This is a genomic window from Rhizobium ecuadorense (genome assembly GCF_001187535.1).
In the GTDB taxonomy this organism is placed as follows: Bacteria; Pseudomonadota; Alphaproteobacteria; order Rhizobiales; family Rhizobiaceae; genus Rhizobium; species Rhizobium ecuadorense.
Genome location: NZ_LFIO01001075.1, coordinates 130,877 through 149,089, shown reverse-complemented (window position 1 = coordinate 149,089; position 18,213 = coordinate 130,877). Strand labels below are relative to the sequence as shown.

Here is an 18,213-nt window from a genome sequence, read left to right as displayed (position 1 = left end):
AGGCCATGAGCAAAGGCATCGTGCTGCTTGCCGCCGGGGGAACCGGCGGCCATGTGTTCCCGGCGGAGGCGCTGGCCTTCAAGCTGAAGGAGCGCGGCTACTCGGTGCATCTCGTTACCGACAGCCGGGCCGAGCGCTATGCCGGCAAGTTTCCGGCCGAGGAGATCCATGTCGTGCCGTCGGCGACGATCGGCCCGAAGAACCCGGTTGCCGTCGCGCGTTCGCTGTGGACGCTCTGGAGCGGCATGCGGGCGGCGAAGAAGCTGATCCAGCGGCTGAAGCCCGTCATCGTCGTCGGTTTCGGCGGTTATCCGACGGTGCCGCCATTGCTTGCCGCCACGAGGCTCGGCGTGCCGGCGATGATCCACGAGCAGAATGCCGTGATGGGCCGCGCCAACAAGGCCCTGGCGACACGCGTGCAGGGTATTGCCGGCGGTTTCCTGCCGGACGGGGGCGGCGCCTTCCCGGATAAGACGGTGACGACGGGCAATCCGGTCCGCCCGGCGATTATCGCCGCCGCCGAGGTGCCCTATGCACCGTCGCATCCGGGTGAAGCCTTCAATCTTGTCGTCTTCGGCGGCAGCCAGGGCGCGCAGTATTTCTCCAAGGCACTGCCGACGGCGATCAGCCTGCTCGACGATGCGCTGCGCCTGCGCCTGCGCATCACCCAGCAGGTGCGTCCCGAGGACATGGAAATGGTCGGCGGCTGCATCGCCAAGCTGGAGATGGGAGCCGATATCGCTCCCTTCTTCACCGACATGGCCGAGAGGCTGGCGAAAGCCCATCTCGTCATCTGCCGCTCTGGCGCCTCGACGGTTTCGGAGATCTCGGTCATCGGTCGGCCGGCGGTGCTGGTGCCTTACCCGCACGCTCTCGATCACGACCAGGCGGCGAATGCGGCAGCGCTGGCTGCGACCGGCGGGGCCAAGGTGATCGCCCAGTCGGAGCTTTCGCCGGAGAAGATCGCGGCGATCCTGACGGCCGTGATGAACGATCCGGAAAAGCTTTCGCACATGGCAGCGGCGGCGAAGCTCGCCGGAAAACCGGATGCGGCGAACTTGCTTGCCGACATGGTTGAGGCTATTGCCGCCGGACGGACAATAGCGGAATTCAAGAGGACACGCGTATGAAACTGCCGAAGGCGATCGGTCTCGTTCATTTCATCGGCATCGGCGGCATCGGCATGAGCGGCATTGCCGAGGTGCTGCACAATCTCGGCCACAAGGTGCAGGGATCCGACCAGGCCGACAGCGCCAATGTCCAGCGCCTGCGCGACAAGGGCATCGAGGTGTTCGTCGGCCACCGGGCCGAGAACCTGGGTGATGCCGAAGTCGTCGTCGTCTCGACCGCGATCAAAAAGAGCAATCCGGAACTGATCGCCGCCCGCGAAAAGCTGCTGCCGGTGGTGCGCCGCGCCGAAATGCTTGCGGAGCTGATGCGCTTCCGCAACGCGATCGCCATCGGCGGCACGCATGGCAAGACGACGACCACGTCGCTGGTCGCCACCCTGCTCGAAGCCGGCGGGCTCGATCCGACCGTCATCAACGGCGGTATCATCAACGCCTACGGCACCAATGCCCGCATGGGCGAGGGCGAGTGGATGGTGGTCGAGGCCGACGAATCCGACGGCACCTTCCTGAAGCTTCCGGCCGATGTCGCCGTCATCACCAATATCGATCCGGAGCATCTCGACCATTACGGCAATTTCGACGCCGTGCGCGCCGCCTTCCGGCAGTTCGTCGAAAACGTGCCGTTCTACGGTTTCGGCGTCATGTGCCTCGACCATCCCGAGGTGCAGTCACTGGTCGGCCGCATCGAGGACCGCAAGATCATCACCTATGGCGAAAACCCGCAGGCCGACGTGCGCTTCACCAATGTGCGCATCGACGGCACGCGCTCGATCTTCGACGTCGAAATCCGCCGCCGCCGCACCGGCCAGGTGATCGAACTCAAGGGGCTGGTCATGCCGATGCCCGGGCGGCATAATATTTCCAACGCGACGGCGGCGATCGCCGTTGCCAACCGGCTTGGCATATCGAGCGCCGATATCGCCAAGGGGCTAGCCTCCTTCGGCGGCGTCAAGCGCCGTTTCACGCTGACCGGCGAATGGAACGGGGTGCAGATCTTCGACGATTACGGCCACCATCCGGTCGAGATCAAGGCGGTGCTGCGCGCTGCCCGCGAATCCTGCAAGGGGCGGGTGATCGCGGTCCACCAGCCGCACCGCTACAGCCGGCTGGCAAGCCTATTCGAGGAATTCGCGGCCTGCTTCAACGATGCCGACAGCATTTTCCTGGCGCCGGTCTATGCGGCGGGCGAAGATCCGATCGCCGGTATCGATTCCGTGTCGCTGGTCTCGCGGATAAAATCCGGCGGCCATCGCGACGCCCGCTTCCTCTCCGCGGCCGAGCTTCTGCCGCAGATGGTTGCGGAGGTTGCAAAGCCGGGCGATTTCGTGGTTCTGTTGGGGGCTGGGAGCATCACATCCTGGGCAGCGGCGCTGCCCAAGCAACTGGAAGGCCTATCGGGAAAGTCCGTATGAAACAGGTGAATGGGGAAAAGCTTCTCGCGTCTCTCGGAGACGGTGTAAAGGATATCCGCGGTCGCATCACGCCGGATGCCCCCATGGACCGCGTCACCTGGTTCAGGGCAGGCGGCCTGGCCGAGCTGATGTTCCAGCCGCATGACATCGACGATCTCGTCGCCTTCCTGAAAATATTGCCGGAAGAGGTGCCGCTGACGGTGATCGGCGTCGGCTCCAACATCCTGGTGCGCGACGGCGGCATTCCCGGTGTCGTGCTGCGCCTGTCGGCCAAGGGCTTCGGCTTTGTCGAGCTTGCCGGCGAAAACCGTATTCTGGCCGGCAGCATCTGCCCCGACAAACATGTTGCGGCGATGGCGATGGACAACGGCATCGGCGGCTTCCATTTCTTCTACGGTATTCCGGGCAGCATCGGCGGCGCGGCGCGCATGAATGCCGGGGCCAACGGCGTGGAGACGCGCGAGCGGCTGATCGAGGTCAACGCCGTCGACCGCAAGGGCAACAAGCACGTGCTTTCCAATGCCGAGATGGGCTATTCCTATCGCCATTCGACCGCATCCAGCGAGCTGATTTTCACCTCCGTGCTGTTCGAGGGCTATCCGGAAGAGCGGGCGCAGATCCGTGCCGAGATGGACGCCGTGCGCAATCACCGCGAGACAGTGCAGCCGGTGCGCGAAAAGACCGGCGGATCGACCTTCAAGAACCCTGCTGGCCATTCGGCCTGGAAGCTGATCGACGAGGCAGGCTGCCGCGGTCTCGTCATCGGCGGAGCGCAGATGTCGTCGCTTCACTGCAACTTCATGATCAATATGGGGCAGGCGACCGGCTACGATCTCGAATATCTCGGCGAACAGGTGCGCCGCGAGGTCTTCGAGAAAGAGGGCATCAAGCTCGAATGGGAAATCAAGCGCCTCGGTGTCTTCATGCCCGGCCGCGAAGTGCGCCCGTTCCACGGCGTCACCAGCGAATAGCTTTTATTTCACGGCAAGCTTCAGACCTTCGCGCGGCGTGACGATGGGCGACCAGCCGAGCACGTTGCGGGCGTGGGATATATCGACCTGCAGCGAACCGCAAAGACGCTGGTAGACGGCGTCCTTTCCCGTCAATCTCGCGCCCAGCTGCAGCAAGGCGGGGGGGAAAGGGAGCAGCATCGGTTTGACGCCCAACCCCGCGGCAATTCCTTCGATGAGCCCGGGAGTGGAGAGATCTTCTCCGTCGCCTGCGAGAAAGGTCTGGCCGGCCGCACCCGGATGCGTCATGGCCGTGATGATCAGATCGACGAGATTTGGAAGCGCAACCAGCGTCCGGTGGTTCTTCAGGGACGCGAAAGGGAGCGGTATCTTTTTCCTGACAAGTCCGACGAGCAGGGCGAAGTTGCCCCTGGCGCCAGGCCCATAGACGAGCGGCGGCCGAATGACGACGACTTCGATGCCGGTTCGGGCGGAGATTTCATGCAGCCCGATTTCGCTTTCCAGCTTCGAAACGCCATAGGGATCGAGCGGCATCGGCGTGTCGTCGTGGCGGAAGGGCCGGTCGTTCTCTTCACCATTGACTTTAATGCTGCTGATGAACACGAGCCTTTTTACCCCGGCGCGCGCGGCCTGCTCGGCGAGATTGAGAGTGGCGGCGGTGTTGATCCGGCGGAATTCCGTCAGTGGATCGGCGGCGCGGTCGTTCATGATATGCACGCGGGCGGCGAGATGGACGACGACATCGACACCTTCGAGTGCTAGCGCCCAGTTCGTGTCGCTGGATATTTCGATAGGGAAATGCCGCATCTCTGCCGGAAAGCCGGCGGCTGCGGATCGCGTGGTCACCTTAAGCTCCCACAGCCGCTCTCCCTGCAGTCTTTCGACGAGAGGCCCGCCGACAAAGCCGGCCGCGCCGGTGATGAGGCATCGCATGATCTGTTCCCCGCTTTACCTTGAGTGCTCCGGTTAGCCGGAAGTGCCGACCGCATCAATAAAAAAGCCGCGCCGGTGACCGTCACGGCTTCCTCGACGACGCCGACTGACTGCAGGACCTGAGGTCATCTCTTTGAGATCGAATGGTTTTTCCACGCGGCTTTTCGGGTTTTGTCGATCGGCCGGGATGTTTGCCATGACACTTTGAAGAGGCGGAGCTCGGAAAAACGAGGTGGGCGACACGGACAAATGCCGCGCCCGGGAAGATGAAGTTAACGAAAGTAAACACTTCATTAACCATAATGATGCTCTAATGCATGCAGGTCGGACAAAGGCCCGAAGCGGCGCAGACAGCTTGGCGCAAGCGTCGATTTCGAGAATGGAAGTTATTTTTGGGGGTGTTGATGAGTCGCAAGCATGTCGCTGTCCTGATGGGCGGATTTTCCTCGGAACGGCCTGTCAGCCTTTCCTCGGGAAAGGCTTGCGCAGAAGCCCTCGAAGCGGAAGGCTTCGAGGTGACGCGGATCGACGTGGCGCGCGATGTTTCCGAAAAGCTTGCAGCGCTGAAGCCCGATGTGGTCTTCAACGCGCTGCATGGACCCTTCGGCGAGGATGGCACCATTCAGGGCATCCTCGAATATCTCGAGATCCCCTATACCCATTCGGGCGTGCTTGCCTCGGCGCTGGCGATGGATAAGGACAAGGCGAAGCTTGTCGCCGCCGCCGCCGGCATTCCTGTTGCCGAATCGCAGGTGGTCAACCGTTTCGCCTTTCCCTCGACGCATCCGATGAGGCCGCCCTATGTGGTGAAGCCCGTCCGCGAAGGGTCGAGCTTCGGTGTCGTCATCGTCACGGAAGATCAGGCGCATCCGCCCCAGGTCGTCAGCTCGCCCGAGTGGCGCTACGGCGAGGAGGTGCTCGTCGAGCGCTATGTTTACGGCCGCGAACTCACCTGCGGCGTCATGGGCGAGACTGCGCTCGGCGTCACCGAGGTGGTGCCGCAGGGGCACAATTTTTATGATTACGATTCCAAGTATGCGGCAGGCGGTTCAAAACACGTCATCCCGGCGAAAATTTCACCGAATATTTACCAAAAAATACAAACATTGGCTCTAAGGGCGCATCAGGCAATCGGTTGTCGCGGCGTCAGTCGGTCCGACTTTCGTTACGACGATCGTTTCTCCGAAGACGGCGAAATCATCTGGCTGGAGGTCAATACCCAGCCAGGCATGACTCCAACCTCGCTTGTGCCCGAAATGGCCGGTCATGCCGGCTATTCCTTTGGTGAGTTTCTCCGGTGGATGGTGGAGGACGCGTCTTGTTTGCGTTGACGGTCAAGAGGATAGGGCGCCCCAGCCATCATGCCGTGCTTCCGGTCATGGAAGCCGAAGAGCGATTCGTGTTGCCGCGTCCGCTGCGCCGCGTTACCCGTTTCCTGATCAGCCTCGGCAGCGGCCGCATTTATATCCCGGCCCATACGGGCACGGTTTCGGCGGTCGCTTTCCTGGCTGCAACAGGGCTTTACGGCATGTCGCTCGGTGGCCACACCGAAGCCGTTGCGCAGGCGACGACGACGGCGGCAGGTTTTGCAATCGAAGATGTGAAGGTCTCCGGCAATTCCGAGACTTCCGAAATCGAAATCCTGCAGCTGATCGGTCTCGACGGCACGACCTCGCTGGTCGCCCTCGACGTCGATGCGGCGCGCCGGAAGATCGCGCATTTGCCCTGGGTCGAGAATGTCGAAGTCCGCAAGATCTATCCGAAGACGATCGAGGTGAAGCTCAAGGAGCGTCAGGCCTATGCGATCTGGCAGCACGGGCAGGAGCTTTCGCTGATCGAAAAGAACGGCAGCGTCATTGCGCCGCTGCGCGACAACAAGTTTTCGTCGCTGCCGCTCGTCGTCGGCCGCGATGCGGAAACGGCGGCGGCGTCGCTCGACGACGCCTTCTCGAAGTGGCCCGACGTCAAGGCCCGCGTGAAGGCCTATGTCTGGATATCGGGCCGTCGCTGGGACCTGCACATGGATAACGGCGTTGTCGTCAAGCTGCCGGAAGACGGTATCGATCAGGCGCTGGCGACGCTTTCGAAGTTCGACAAGGAGCACCAGCTCCTGGAGCGCGACATTGCCGCGGTCGATCTCAGGCTGTCCGACAGAACCGCGATCCAATTGACGCCGGAGGCTGCGGTCCGCCGGCAGACGGCTGTGACGGAGCGCACGAAAGAATTGAAGAAGACGGGGCAGAATATATGAGCTTGTTCGGTTCGTCCCATTTCGGATTGCCGCGCCTGAAACCGCTTTCGTCGAAGCGGTCGCATGTCGTTTCTGTGCTCGACATCGGCTCGACCAAGGTGGTCTGCATGATCGGCCGGTTGACGCCGCGCGAGGAAAGCCAGATCCTGCCAGGCCGCACGCACAATATCGAGATCATCGGCATCGGCCATCAGCGTTCCCGCGGCATCAAGACCGGCGTGATCGCCGATCTCGACGCGCTGGAAGGCGTCATCCGTCTCGCCGTCGACGCGGCGGAGCGCATGGCGGGGCTGACCGTCGAGAGCCTGATCGTCAATCTGACGGCCGGCCGTCTCGGCAGCGACATCTACACGGCGACGATCGATCTCGGCGGCCAGGAAGTCGAGCTCAACGATCTGAAGAAGGTGTTGTCGGCGGCCTGCCAGCAGTCGCTGCGCCAGGACCGTTCGGTGCTGCATTCCCTGGCGACCGGCTTTTCGCTCGACGGCGAGCGCGGCATCCGCGATCCGCTGGCGATGTACGGCGATGCGCTCGGCGTCGACATGCATGTCGTGACGGCGGAGCGCTCGGCGCTGAGGAACCTCGAGCTCAGCGTCAACCGCGCGCATCTGTCGGTCGAGGGCATCGTTGCGACGCCCTATGCATCGGGCCTTGCGGCTCTCGTCGACGACGAGGTCGAGCTCGGCTGCGCGGCGATCGATATGGGCGGCGGCACGACGACGATCTCGGTCTTTGCCGAAGGCAAGCTCGTTCATACCGATGCCGTCGGCCTCGGCGGCCATCACGTGACCACCGATCTGGCGCGCGGCCTTTCGACCCGCATCGAGGATGCGGAGCGTCTGAAGGTCGTGCATGCCACGGCCCTTTCGAATTCTTCCGACGAGCGCGAGTTGATCTCGATCCCGCCGATCGGCGAGGATGATCGCGACCAGCCGTCGCAGGTGCCGCGGGCGCTGGTTTCGCGCATCGTTTCGGCCCGAATCGAAGAGACGATGGAACTGATACGCGACCGCATCCAGCGCTCCGGCTTCAGCCCCATCGTCGGCAAGCGCGTCGTCTTGACCGGTGGAGCCAGCCAGTTGACCGGCCTTGCCGATGTGGCGCGGCGCATCCTTGCCCGCAACGTCCGCATCGGCCGTCCGATGGGCGTCTCGGGACTGCCGACAGCGGCCAAGGGCCCGGCCTTTTCGACGGCCGTCGGCCTGATGATCTATCCGCAGGTCGCGGACATGGAGACACATGCGTCACAGAGCGGCCTGCTCATGTCGCTTGGGGGAAATAACAGCCGCATAGCCCGGATGGGCCAGTGGCTGAAGGAAAGCTTCTGAAAATTGAGTAATTGGCCGGCGTGGCGATGCGGCCAGAGAGAGAAGGAACAGGTACCATGACCATCAAGCTGCAAAAGCCTGACATCACAGAGCTGAAGCCGCGCATCACCGTATTCGGCGTTGGTGGCGGTGGCGGCAACGCCGTCAACAACATGATCACCGCCGGTCTCCAGGGCGTCGACTTCGTCGTCGCCAACACGGATGCCCAGGCGCTGACCATGACGAAGGCCGAACGGGTCATCCAGCTCGGCGCCAACGTCACCGAAGGCCTCGGCGCAGGTTCGCAGCCGGAAGTCGGCCGCGCGGCCGCCGAAGAGTGCATCGACGAGATCATCGATCACCTGAACGGCACGCATATGTGCTTCGTCACCGCCGGCATGGGCGGCGGCACCGGCACAGGTGCTGCGCCCGTCGTCGCACAGGCCGCCCGCAACAAGGGCATCCTGACGGTCGGCGTCGTCACCAAGCCGTTCCATTTCGAAGGCGGGCGCCGCATGCGCCTGGCCGAGATGGGCATCCAGGAGCTGCAGAAGTCTGTCGATACGCTGATCGTCATTCCGAACCAGAACCTCTTCCGCATTGCCAACGACAAGACGACCTTCGCCGACGCCTTTGCGATGGCCGACCAGGTTCTCTATTCGGGCGTTGCCTGCATCACCGATCTGATGGTGAAGGAAGGTCTCATCAACCTCGACTTCGCCGACGTCCGCTCGGTCATGCGCGAAATGGGCCGCGCGATGATGGGCACCGGCGAAGCCTCCGGCTCCGGCCGCGCGCTGCAGGCCGCCGAGGCTGCAATCGCCAACCCACTGCTCGACGAGACCTCGATGAAGGGCGCCCAGGGCCTGCTGATCTCCATCACCGGTGGTCGCGACCTCACCCTTTTCGAAGTCGACGAAGCCGCGACCCGCATCCGCGAGGAAGTCGATCCCGACGCCAACATCATCCTCGGCGCCACCTTCGATGAATCGCTTGAAGGCATCATCCGCGTCTCTGTCGTCGCAACCGGCATCGACCGGGCGATCAGCGAAGCCGCCGAGCGCAACCTGCAGCCGGTCGCACGGCCTGCAATCCGTCCCTCCGCGGCTGTTGCTCCGGCAGCGGCCGCAGTTCAGCCTGCCCCCGTGATGCAGGCACCGAAGGCCGTGGATCCGATTGCGCAGACCATCCGCGAAGCAGAGATGGAACGCGAGCTCGAGTTCCCGGCCCCGCGTGCTAGCGCCCCGGTGCAGCAGCCGGTGGTACAGCAGGAAACCTTCCGTCCGCAAAGCAAGATCTTCGCGCCCGCACCGGAAGCTCCGGCAATGCGTCCTCCGGTGCAGCAGCAGGCTCCGGCGCCCGTTATGAGCCAGCCGGTCATGAGCCAGCCCGTCCAGCAGCAGCCGGTCCGGCAGGAGCCGATCATCCGCCAGGCGCCCGAACCGATGCGCATGCCGAAGGTCGAGGATTTCCCGCCGGTCGTCCAGGCCGAACTCGACCACCGCACGCAGCCGGCTTCGGCGCATGCAGTGGAAGAGCGCGGTCCGATGGGCCTGCTGAAGCGAATCACCAATTCGCTTGGCCGCCGCGACGACGAAGCCGTTGCCGCCGACATGACTGCCGCACCGCCGGCCGCTTCGCAGCAGCGCCGTCCGTTGTCGCCCGAGGCAAGCCTCTACGCACCGCGCCGGGGCAACCTCGACGACCAGGGCCGGGCGGTTCCGCAGGCCCGGATGATGCAGGAAGACGACCAGCTGGAAATCCCGGCATTCCTGCGTCGCCAGTCGAACTGAGCGGCTGAGTAAGCACCGTTCATGCCCGGGATCGAGGTCCCGGGCATTGCTGTTTTTCAGCCCGTGATTCGCAAGCGATTTCAATCGTGTGACTTCGTAACAAAGCGAAAGAAACAGTGATTTGGATTGGAGCGCCGGGGCACGTAAGTATGGTGCAAGGAAACTGCCCCAGGAGCCCTTTCGACGGGCTCCTTGTACAGAATGAACGATGGCCGCGCCGATTGGGCAGACCCGGTGCGGAAGAATAAAGGCAGAATTTTATGGCAATTGGCTTGCTGGGTTTTCAAACGACGGTATCGCGTCCCGTGACGCTTTCGGGCATCGGGGTCCATTCGGGTGCGAATGTTTCGATCACGCTGAACCCGGCGGAATCGGACACCGGCGTTGTTTTCCAGCGCCTGCATGCCAATGGCGACATCACCGAACTCAAGGCCGTCTCCTCGCAGGTAGGCAATACCGACCTCTGCACCGTGCTCGGTTTCTCGCCGGCCCATTCGGTCGCGACGATCGAGCATGTCATGGCGGCGATCTATGCGCTCGGCCTCGACAATGTGGTGATCGAGGTGCAGGGCTCGGAAATGCCGATCATGGACGGCAGCTCGCTGCCCTTCGTCGAGGCGATCGAGCAGGTCGGTCTGGTTTCGCTCGGCGTCAAGCGCCGCTACATCCGTATCACCAAGCCGGTGCGTATCGAGCATGGCGGCTCCTGGAGCGAATTCCGTCCCTATGACGGCACGCGCTTCGAAGTCGAGATCGATTTTGACTGCCCGCTGATCGGCCGGCAGAAATGGGCCGGCGACATGTCCGCTTCCGTCTTCAAGACCGAGCTTTCCCGCGCTCGCACCTTCGGTTTCATGCGCGATGTCGAGCGTCTCTGGGCCTCGGGTCACGCGCTCGGCTCCTCGCTCGAAAATTCCGTCGTCATCTCGGACGACAACACCGTCATCAACGTCGAAGGGCTGCGTTACGCCAAGGACGAATTCGTCCGCCACAAGACGCTCGATGCCGTCGGCGATCTGTCGCTTGCCGGCGTCCAGTTCATCGGCTGCTACCGGTCCTATCGCGGCGGTCACAAGATGAATGCCAATGCGCTGAAGGCACTGCTTGCCGATCCCTCCGCCTATGAGGTTGTGGAGACGTCGACGCCGCGCCAGCGCGTCGCCGCCCGTGAACTGATTGCGGTCAGCGCTTCGGAATTCGCTCCCTGGTCGGCATGACCTCCAGCATATTTTCAAGACCAGGCCGCCTCTTTCCCGGAGGCGGTTTTTTTATGTCCGCCGGGTCAGATGCTTTACTGCCACAGGTCGGGGAAGAAAAGGAAAAGCCGGTCATTCCCCGGCTGCTGCCACAAAAATGCGTTAATGCCTTATCATTGCGTTGCTCTTGATGCACATTTATGGCTAGAAACGCCAGCGAGGCGTGGCTGCCGTGGAGCGAGCGGCGGCAGTGGGGTTCTTTCGAATGGGTTATGCAGGATCTGAAGGTATGATGAAGACAGCGCGTGCTTTGTTCGCATCGCTTCTGGTGCTCAGCGCAGGCGCCTCGATATCCGGTTGCCAGTCGGATCCTGATATCGACATCACCAAGCTCGGCCTCGAAACCGATCCGCCTGACGTACTCTACACCCAGGGCCTTGCCAACATGAAGGCCGGCAACATGGCGGAAGCGGCGCGCAAGTTCGACGCGATCGACCGCGAGAACCCGTTCTCCGAATGGGCGCGCAAGGCGCTTGTGATGAGCACCTTCGTCAAATACCGTCAGGGCCGCCTGGACGATGCGCTTGCCTCAGGCAACCGCTATATGTCGCAATATCCGAAATCGCAGGATGCCGCCTATGTGCAGTATCTCATCGGTCTCACCTATTCCAAGCAGATCGTCGACGTGACGCAGGACCAGCGCGCCTCGGCAAAGACGATCGAGGCGATGCAGGCCGTCATCGACAATTATCCGAACTCCGAATATGTCGACGACGCGCAGGCGAAAATCCGCTTCGCGCGCGACCAGCTCGCCGGCAAGGAAATGCAGATCGGCCGCTACTATATGGAGCGGAAGGAATATCTCGCCGCGATCTCGCGCTTCCGCATCGTCGTCGAGAAATATCCGAACACCAACCAGATCGAAGAGGCCTTGGCGCGTCTCGTCGAAGCTTATTATTCCATGGGCATCGTCGACGAGGCGCAGACGGCGGCGGCTGTTCTCGGCCACAATTATCCCGACAGCCAGTGGTACGCCGATTCCTACAAGCTGCTGCAGAGCGGCGGTGCCGAGCCGCGTGAAAACAAGGGCTCGTGGATCGCTGCGGCAGGCAAGAAACTTCTTCTCGGTTCCTGAGGCCAATGCTGATCCAGCTTTCGATCCGCGATATCGTCCTGATCGAGCGGCTGGATCTTGCCTTCGAGACAGGCCTCTCTGTGCTGACGGGCGAGACCGGGGCGGGCAAATCCATCCTGCTCGACAGCCTGTCGCTGGCGCTCGGTGGGCGCGGCGACGGCGGCCTGGTGCGCCACGGCGAGGACAAGGGCCAGGTGACGGCGGTGTTCGACGTCGGCATGGAGCACGGCGCCCGCAAGCTACTGCGTGAAAACGGTATCGACGACGAGGGCGACCTGATCTTCCGGCGCCAGCAATCGGCGGACGGGCGCACCAAGGCCTATGTCAACGACCAGCCGGTCAGCGTGCAGCTGATGCGCCAAGCCGGCCAGATGCTGGTCGAAATCCACGGCCAGCATGACGATCGCGCCCTTGTCGACACCAATGCCCACCGCACCCTGCTCGACGCCTTTGCCGGTTTAACCGATGAGGTTTTGGAGGTTTCCCGGCTGTATCGCCTGTGGCGCGACAGCGAGCGGGCGCTGAAGAAGCACCGCGAGAAGGTGGAAGGCGCGGCGCGCGAAGCCGACTATCTGCGTTCCTCCGTCGAGGAACTCGAGAAGCTCTCGCCGCAGGATGGCGAGGAGGACGAACTCGCCGATAACAGGCAGAAGATGATGAAGGCGGAGCGAATCGCCGGCGATATTGCCGAGGCGTCCGAGTTCCTGAACGGCAATGCCTCGCCGGTGCCGCATATCGCCTCGCTGGTGCGCCGGCTGGAGCGCAAGAGCCATGAGGCGCCGGGCCTGCTCGAAGACACCGTGACGCTGCTCGATGCCGCGCTCGACCAGCTTTCCAACGCGCAGATGGAAGTCGAGGCGGCGCTGCGCAAGACCGAATACGATCCGAGGGAACTGGAGCGGGTGGAGGAGCGGCTTTTCGCGCTCAGGGCCGCCTCGCGCAAATATTCCGTGCCCGTCACTGAGCTGCCGGCGCTTGCCGTCCGGATGATCGCCGATCTTGCCGACCTCGACGCGGGCGAGGAGAGGCTTGCCAGGCTCGAAGCCGAGGTCGGCCTTGCGCACGAGAATTACGACGCGGCGGCGCGCTCGCTCTCCGACAAACGCCATCATGCCGGCACAGCACTGGCTGCGGCCGTCATGACGGAGCTGCCGGCGCTGAAGCTCGAACGCGCCCGTTTCATGGTCGAGATCACCACGAATGCGCAAGAGGCGCTTGCCGAAGGCATCGACGTCGTCGAGTTTCATGTCCAGACGAATCCTGGCACGCGGCCGGGCTCGATCATGAAGGTGGCTTCCGGCGGGGAACTGTCGCGTTTCCTGCTGGCGCTGAAGGTGGCGCTCGCCGATCGTGGCTCGGCACCGACGCTCGTCTTCGACGAAATCGATACCGGTGTGGGCGGGGCGGTCGCCGATGCGATCGGTCAGCGGCTGAAGCGGCTGTCGGAGCGGGTGCAGGTGCTGTCGGTCACACATGCGCCTCAGGTTGCGGCGCGCGCGGCGACACACCTTCTGATCTCCAAGGGGCCGGCGGCCGAAGGCTCCGAAAAAATCGCCACACGGGTGGCGACGATGGCGCAGAAGGACCGCACCGAAGAGATCGCCCGGATGCTGGCCGGCGCTTCGGTGACGGAAGAGGCGAGGGCGGCCGCGAAGCGGCTGCTGGCCGGCAACGGCTGATCGCCAGACCGGCGGCTGTGATATGCGCTTCGATTCACGTTATGCGAATCACTCGATCAGCGGTGATCTCTTGCCATGCGTCTTTTCCATTTCAGCGATGATCCGGATATTGCCGTGTTCGAACCGCGCCCGGTCCGCATCCCCTCCGAACGCGCAGCAGGCCGGGAATGGCTGAACGGTCCGCTCGTCTGGGCGATCGATGGCGATCATGATTTCATGTATCTCTTTCCGCGTGACTGCCCGCGCATCCTGATCTGGGCGACGCCCGAGACGTCGGAGACGGAGCGACGTCGCTGGCTTGGCGACTGGCGGGCCGCCGTCTTCGTCGAACGCCATTGGCTGAAAAGGCTCGAGGCGGAGACCATCCATCGTTATGAGATGCCGGCGGAGGATTTCGAAGACCTTGAAGATGCGGGCATGTGGGTGTGCCGCCGTCGCGTCATTCCGATGGAGCGGATTGCCATATCGCGGCTCGATCGGGAGTTTGCGCCGAGAGGGGCGGAACTCCGGGTGGTCGATAGCCTGCGGCCGCTGAAGGGCCTCTGGAACACGAGCCTGCATGTCAGCGGTATTCGGTTGCGCAATGCGAGGGATTGGGAATAGGGCGACCCAATGCTACGCATCTATGCAATGCTCCGACGTGTCAATGCATTTCAGAGAATAGAATTTGGTGCGAACGCCGGCCCCACCCTCTCTTTTCATCCGGCAATTTTGCTCTAAAAACAATGCCAGATTCTCTGGAGTGATGTTCCATGTCCATCGAAGGTTCCGCCGTCGACACGTTGACGATCGAAGAGGCTGCCGCCGAGCTTGAGCGGCTGGCCAAGGAGATCGCGCATCACGATGCGCTCTATCACGGCAAGGACCGACCGGAGATATCGGATGCCGATTACGACGCGCTGAAGCGCCGCAACGATGCGCTGGAAGTGCGGTTTCCCGAGCTGATCCGTGAGGATAGCCCGTCGCGGCGTGTGGGTGCCGCGCCCTCCGTCACCTTCTCGCCGGTTGTCCATGCGCGGCCGATGCTGTCGCTCGACAACACGTTTTCGCAGGAGGACGTGCAGGATTTCGTTGCGAGCGTCTATCGCTTCCTCGGTCGGCTGCCGGACCAGTCGATCGCCTTTACCGCGGAGCCGAAAATCGACGGTCTGTCGATGTCGATCCGTTACGAAAACGGCAGGCTGGTGACGGCCGCGACGCGTGGCGACGGCACGACGGGGGAGAATGTCACCGCCAATATCCGCACCATCGCGGAAATTCCGAGTGAGCTGCCGAAGGGTGTGCCCGCGGTGGTGGAGATCCGCGGCGAGGTCTATATGGCCAAAAGCGATTTCCTGGCGCTGAACCGGCAGATGGAGGCGGAGGGCAAGCAGACCTATGTCAATCCGCGCAATACGGCGGCCGGGTCGCTGCGCCAGCTCGACGCCAAGGTGACGGCGAGCCGGAAGCTGAAATTCTTCGCCTATGCCTGGGGCGAAATGGCGGAGATGCCTGAAGATACGCAGTTCGGCATGGTGCAGATCTTCAAGAAATGGGGCTTTCCGGTGAACCCGCTGATGAAGCGGCTGAATTCGGTCGCCGACATTCTAGCGCATTACGATGAGATCGGCCTCGAGCGCCCGGATCTCGATTACGACATCGACGGCGTCGTCTACAAGGTCGACAGCCTCGAACTTCAGCAGCGCCTCGGCTTCCGCTCGCGCAGCCCGCGCTGGGCGACGGCGCACAAATTTCCGGCCGAACAGGCCTTCACCGAGGTCGAGAAGATCGAGATCCAGGTCGGCCGCACCGGGGCGCTGACGCCGGTGGCGCGGCTGAAGCCGATCACCGTCGGCGGCGTCGTCGTCACCAATGCGACGCTGCACAACGAGGACTACATCAAGGGTCTCGGCAATAGCGGCGAGCGCATCCGGCCTGAAGATCACGATATCCGCGAGGGCGATACCGTCATCGTCCAGCGCGCCGGCGACGTCATTCCGCAGATCCTCGACGTGGTGATGGAAAAACGTTTGGCTGACGCCCGTTCGTATGAATTTCCGAAAACCTGCCCGGTCTGCGGCTCGCATGCGGTGCGCGAGGTCAACGAGAAGACCGGCAAGATGGATTCGGTGCGCCGCTGCACCGGCGGCTTCATCTGCCGGGCGCAGGCGACGGAGCATCTGAAGCACTTCGTCTCGCGCAACGCCTTCGATATCGAAGGGCTCGGCTCCAAGCAGGTCGACTTCTTCTTCGAAAACGAGGATGCGTCGCTGCAGATCCGCACCGCGCCCGAAATCTTCACGCTGGAGAAGCGCCAGCAGCAATCGCTGACCAAGCTGGAGAATATCGACGGCTTCGGCAAGGTCAGTGTCGGCAAGCTCTATGCGGCGATCAACGAACGGCGCAGCATTGCGCTCCACCGTTTCATCTATGCGCTCGGCATCCGTCATGTCGGCGAGACCACGGCGAAGCTGCTGGCGCGCTCCTACGGCACATACGAAGTTTTTGCGACGGCGATGCAGGAGGCGGCACCGCTTTCCGGCGACGCCTGGAACGATCTCAACGCCATCGAGGGCATCGGCGAGGTCGTGGCGCGCGCCATGGTCGAGTTCTACAAGGAACCGCGCAATGTCGAGGTGATCACCCGCCTGCTTGAGGAGGTAACGCCCCAGCAAGCCGAACAGCCGGTCACCTCAGGCAGTCCGGTCGCCGGCAAGACCGTGGTTTTTACCGGCTCGCTGGAAAAATTCACCCGCGACGAGGCGAAGGCGAGGGCGGAAAGCCTCGGCGCCAAGGTGGCGGGATCGGTCTCGAAGAAGACCGACATCGTCGTCGCCGGCCCCGGCGCGGGCTCCAAGCTCGACAAGGCGCGCGAACTCGGCGTGCAGACGATGGACGAGGACGAGTGGCTGGCATTGATCAGCGGCTAAGGGGCTGACGGCACGCTGCCAGCCTCGTTCACTCATAACCTGAGCCGCGCCATCGTATAGGCGTCGACATACTTCCCCGATCGAAACCCAAAGGCCTTCAACAGGCCCTCCCGCTCGAAGCCAAACGTCTCGTAGAGGCCGATGGCGGCGTCGTTGTCGGTGTAGACGGTCAGTTCCAGCCGTTTGACATCCAGCCAGTCGTCGGCGGCGTCGACCATGGCGCCGAGCAGGATGCGGCCGAACCCGCGGCCGGTGAAATCGTCATGCACACCCATGCCGAGACTGGCGACGTGCTGCCTGCGGCCGGAGAGGCGGTTGAGGCCGCAATTGCCGATGATCTTGCCATCCAGGGTAACGACGAGATTCAGCGCGCCCGGCGACGGGTTTTCCATGTTTTTGCGGACCTCTTCGACCCTCTGGTACGGCGGCCGCAGGGTGCCGGCCCGATAGCCCGGCAGATTTATCAGATCGGTGATTTCCTCCGCATCGGAAAGGCGGACTGCGCGCACGAGGACGCCCTCCGGCAGGCGCGCTCGGCGGCCAGGCTCATTCTCTTCGTTTTCAGACATTGGCTGCTCTCCGTTGGTTTCAGGAGGAGAGCCGGAGTTTCTGAAAACCCTGCTCGCCTCGGCAGGGTTTTCGGGATGATCGGATCGCTGCTAACGCGCCATCGCTCCCGCATACCCTTCAAGGGTCGTGGTGTGATGAATAAGCGCTGCCATGGTCACCGAACCGATCATGGTGGCAAGTTTCGATATGTGGGGTTGAAATGTCAACCGTACGTCGTGCCGAATTTGCGCGGCCGGGAGCGGGACGGTATTTCTGTTCCCCGAAGAAACGATTCGGGTGCTGATTTGAAGACCATCGCGATTGACTTCGAGACGGCGAACGAACAGCGCGGCAGCGCCTGTTCCGTCGGCCTTGCCTGGATCGAGGAGGGCAGGGTCACGCGCGTCGAGGAGCGGCTGATCCGGCCGCGGGACATGCGTTTTTCCGGGATGAACATCGCGATCCATGGTATCCGGCCGGAGCATGTGGAGGATGCGCCCGATTTTCCCGAGGTGATGGACGAGTTCCACGAGGATATCAGCGGCGCGACGATGATCGCCCATAATGCCGCCTTCGATTTCAGCGTCTGGCGGGCGTGCCTCGATCTCTACCGACAATCCTATCCTGAATTGACCTATCTCTGCAGCCTGAAGATGGCGCAGCGGATCTGGCCGCACTTCCTCTCGCATCGGCTGAACCTGATCGCCGAGTATCTCGGCCTGCGTTTCGTTCACCACAACGCCGCCGAGGACGCCGTCGTCTGCGCGGCCGCAGCCATCGAGATGGCAAAAGCGGTCAAGGCCAATGCCGTTCACGCCATACCGGCGCTGATCGGCATGAGGCCCGGCCGGCTGACGGCGCGGGCCTATGAGCCCTGCACCTGCCGGAAAGGCTGATCGTTGTCGCCGTCGGCCTTTCTTGCAATGCATCGGGACGCACTTATCTAGA

15 protein-coding genes are annotated in these 18,213 nt (G+C 62.8%); 13 read left to right on the top strand and 2 right to left on the bottom strand.

The features are described from left to right. Positions 1–5: 5 nt before the first annotated feature. Genes murG through murB form a run of 3 tightly spaced genes read left to right on the top strand, consistent with a single transcriptional unit; the run spans position 6 to position 3,513 of the window. Positions 6–1,130: an undecaprenyldiphospho-muramoylpentapeptide beta-N-acetylglucosaminyltransferase gene (gene murG / locus AF337_RS21130; protein WP_049733639.1), complete on the top strand. Its 1,125-nt coding sequence runs from the start codon at positions 6–8 to the stop codon at positions 1,128–1,130. Next, positions 1,127–2,542 (top strand): UDP-N-acetylmuramate--L-alanine ligase, encoded by a 1,416-nt coding sequence (gene murC, locus AF337_RS21125; protein ID WP_049733638.1) that lies wholly within the window; start codon positions 1,127–1,129, stop codon positions 2,540–2,542. The genes murG and murC overlap by 4 nt, the downstream gene beginning before the upstream one ends. After that, positions 2,539–3,513, top strand: coding sequence for a UDP-N-acetylmuramate dehydrogenase (gene murB, locus AF337_RS21120; RefSeq protein WP_003593364.1), 975 nt, complete (start codon positions 2,539–2,541; stop codon positions 3,511–3,513). The genes murC and murB overlap by 4 nt, the downstream gene beginning before the upstream one ends. Before the next feature lie 3 nt (positions 3,514–3,516). Here the strand turns inward: murB and AF337_RS21115 are convergent, their stop codons facing one another. Then, the gene (locus AF337_RS21115) at positions 3,517–4,446 is read right to left on the bottom strand and encodes a UDP-glucose 4-epimerase family protein (protein ID WP_049733637.1); all 930 of its coding nucleotides are present in this window, start codon (positions 4,444–4,446) and stop codon (positions 3,517–3,519) included. 404 nt (positions 4,447–4,850) lie between these two features. On the opposite strand from AF337_RS21115, the gene AF337_RS21110 reads away from it, so the two are divergent. The 9 genes from AF337_RS21110 to ligA all read left to right on the top strand — a co-directional run bounded on the left by AF337_RS21110 (position 4,851) and on the right by ligA (position 16,716). Beyond that, positions 4,851–5,777: a D-alanine--D-alanine ligase gene (locus AF337_RS21110; protein WP_049733636.1), complete on the top strand. Its 927-nt coding sequence runs from the start codon at positions 4,851–4,853 to the stop codon at positions 5,775–5,777. Next, on the top strand, positions 5,765–6,697 hold the full coding sequence (locus AF337_RS21105; RefSeq protein WP_049733635.1) for a cell division protein FtsQ/DivIB: 933 nt from the start codon (positions 5,765–5,767) through the stop codon (positions 6,695–6,697). The genes AF337_RS21110 and AF337_RS21105 overlap by 13 nt, the downstream gene beginning before the upstream one ends. Continuing rightward, on the top strand, positions 6,694–8,025 hold the full coding sequence (gene ftsA, locus AF337_RS21100; RefSeq protein WP_049733634.1) for a cell division protein FtsA: 1,332 nt from the start codon (positions 6,694–6,696) through the stop codon (positions 8,023–8,025). Before AF337_RS21105 ends, ftsA begins: the two co-directional genes overlap by 4 nt. A gap of 56 nt (positions 8,026–8,081) precedes the next feature. Further along, positions 8,082–9,797 carry a cell division protein FtsZ gene (ftsZ, locus tag AF337_RS21095; RefSeq protein WP_049733633.1) on the top strand — a complete coding sequence of 572 codons (1,716 nt, stop codon included), beginning with the start codon at positions 8,082–8,084 and terminating at the stop codon, positions 9,795–9,797. 260 nt (positions 9,798–10,057) lie between these two features. Continuing rightward, on the top strand, positions 10,058–11,014 hold the full coding sequence (gene lpxC / locus AF337_RS21090) for a UDP-3-O-acyl-N-acetylglucosamine deacetylase (protein ID WP_049733632.1): 957 nt from the start codon (positions 10,058–10,060) through the stop codon (positions 11,012–11,014). A gap of 244 nt (positions 11,015–11,258) precedes the next feature. After that, positions 11,259–12,128: an outer membrane protein assembly factor BamD gene (locus AF337_RS21085; RefSeq protein ID WP_018242851.1), complete on the top strand. Its 870-nt coding sequence runs from the start codon at positions 11,259–11,261 to the stop codon at positions 12,126–12,128. A 5-nt stretch (positions 12,129–12,133) separates the two neighbouring features. Then, positions 12,134–13,807: a DNA repair protein RecN gene (gene recN / locus AF337_RS21080; protein WP_049733631.1), complete on the top strand. Its 1,674-nt coding sequence runs from the start codon at positions 12,134–12,136 to the stop codon at positions 13,805–13,807. Between the two features lie 75 nt (positions 13,808–13,882). Next, positions 13,883–14,410: a DUF6886 family protein gene (locus AF337_RS21075; RefSeq protein ID WP_049733630.1), complete on the top strand. Its 528-nt coding sequence runs from the start codon at positions 13,883–13,885 to the stop codon at positions 14,408–14,410. 149 nt (positions 14,411–14,559) lie between these two features. Then, positions 14,560–16,716, top strand: a complete 2,157-nt coding sequence (gene ligA, locus AF337_RS21070) for an NAD-dependent DNA ligase LigA (RefSeq protein WP_049733629.1) — start codon at positions 14,560–14,562, stop codon at positions 16,714–16,716. A gap of 32 nt (positions 16,717–16,748) precedes the next feature. Here the strand turns inward: ligA and AF337_RS21065 are convergent, their stop codons facing one another. Further along, positions 16,749–17,285, bottom strand: coding sequence for a GNAT family N-acetyltransferase (locus tag AF337_RS21065; RefSeq protein WP_049733628.1), 537 nt, complete (start codon positions 17,283–17,285; stop codon positions 16,749–16,751). Positions 17,286–17,570: 285 nt separating this feature from the next. Between AF337_RS21065 and AF337_RS21060 the strand changes: the two genes are divergently transcribed. Beyond that, a complete protein-coding gene (locus AF337_RS21060) occupies positions 17,571–18,161 on the top strand; it encodes a 3'-5' exonuclease (RefSeq protein WP_049733627.1) in 591 nt (196 codons plus the stop codon). Positions 18,162–18,213: the final 52 nt, after the last annotated feature.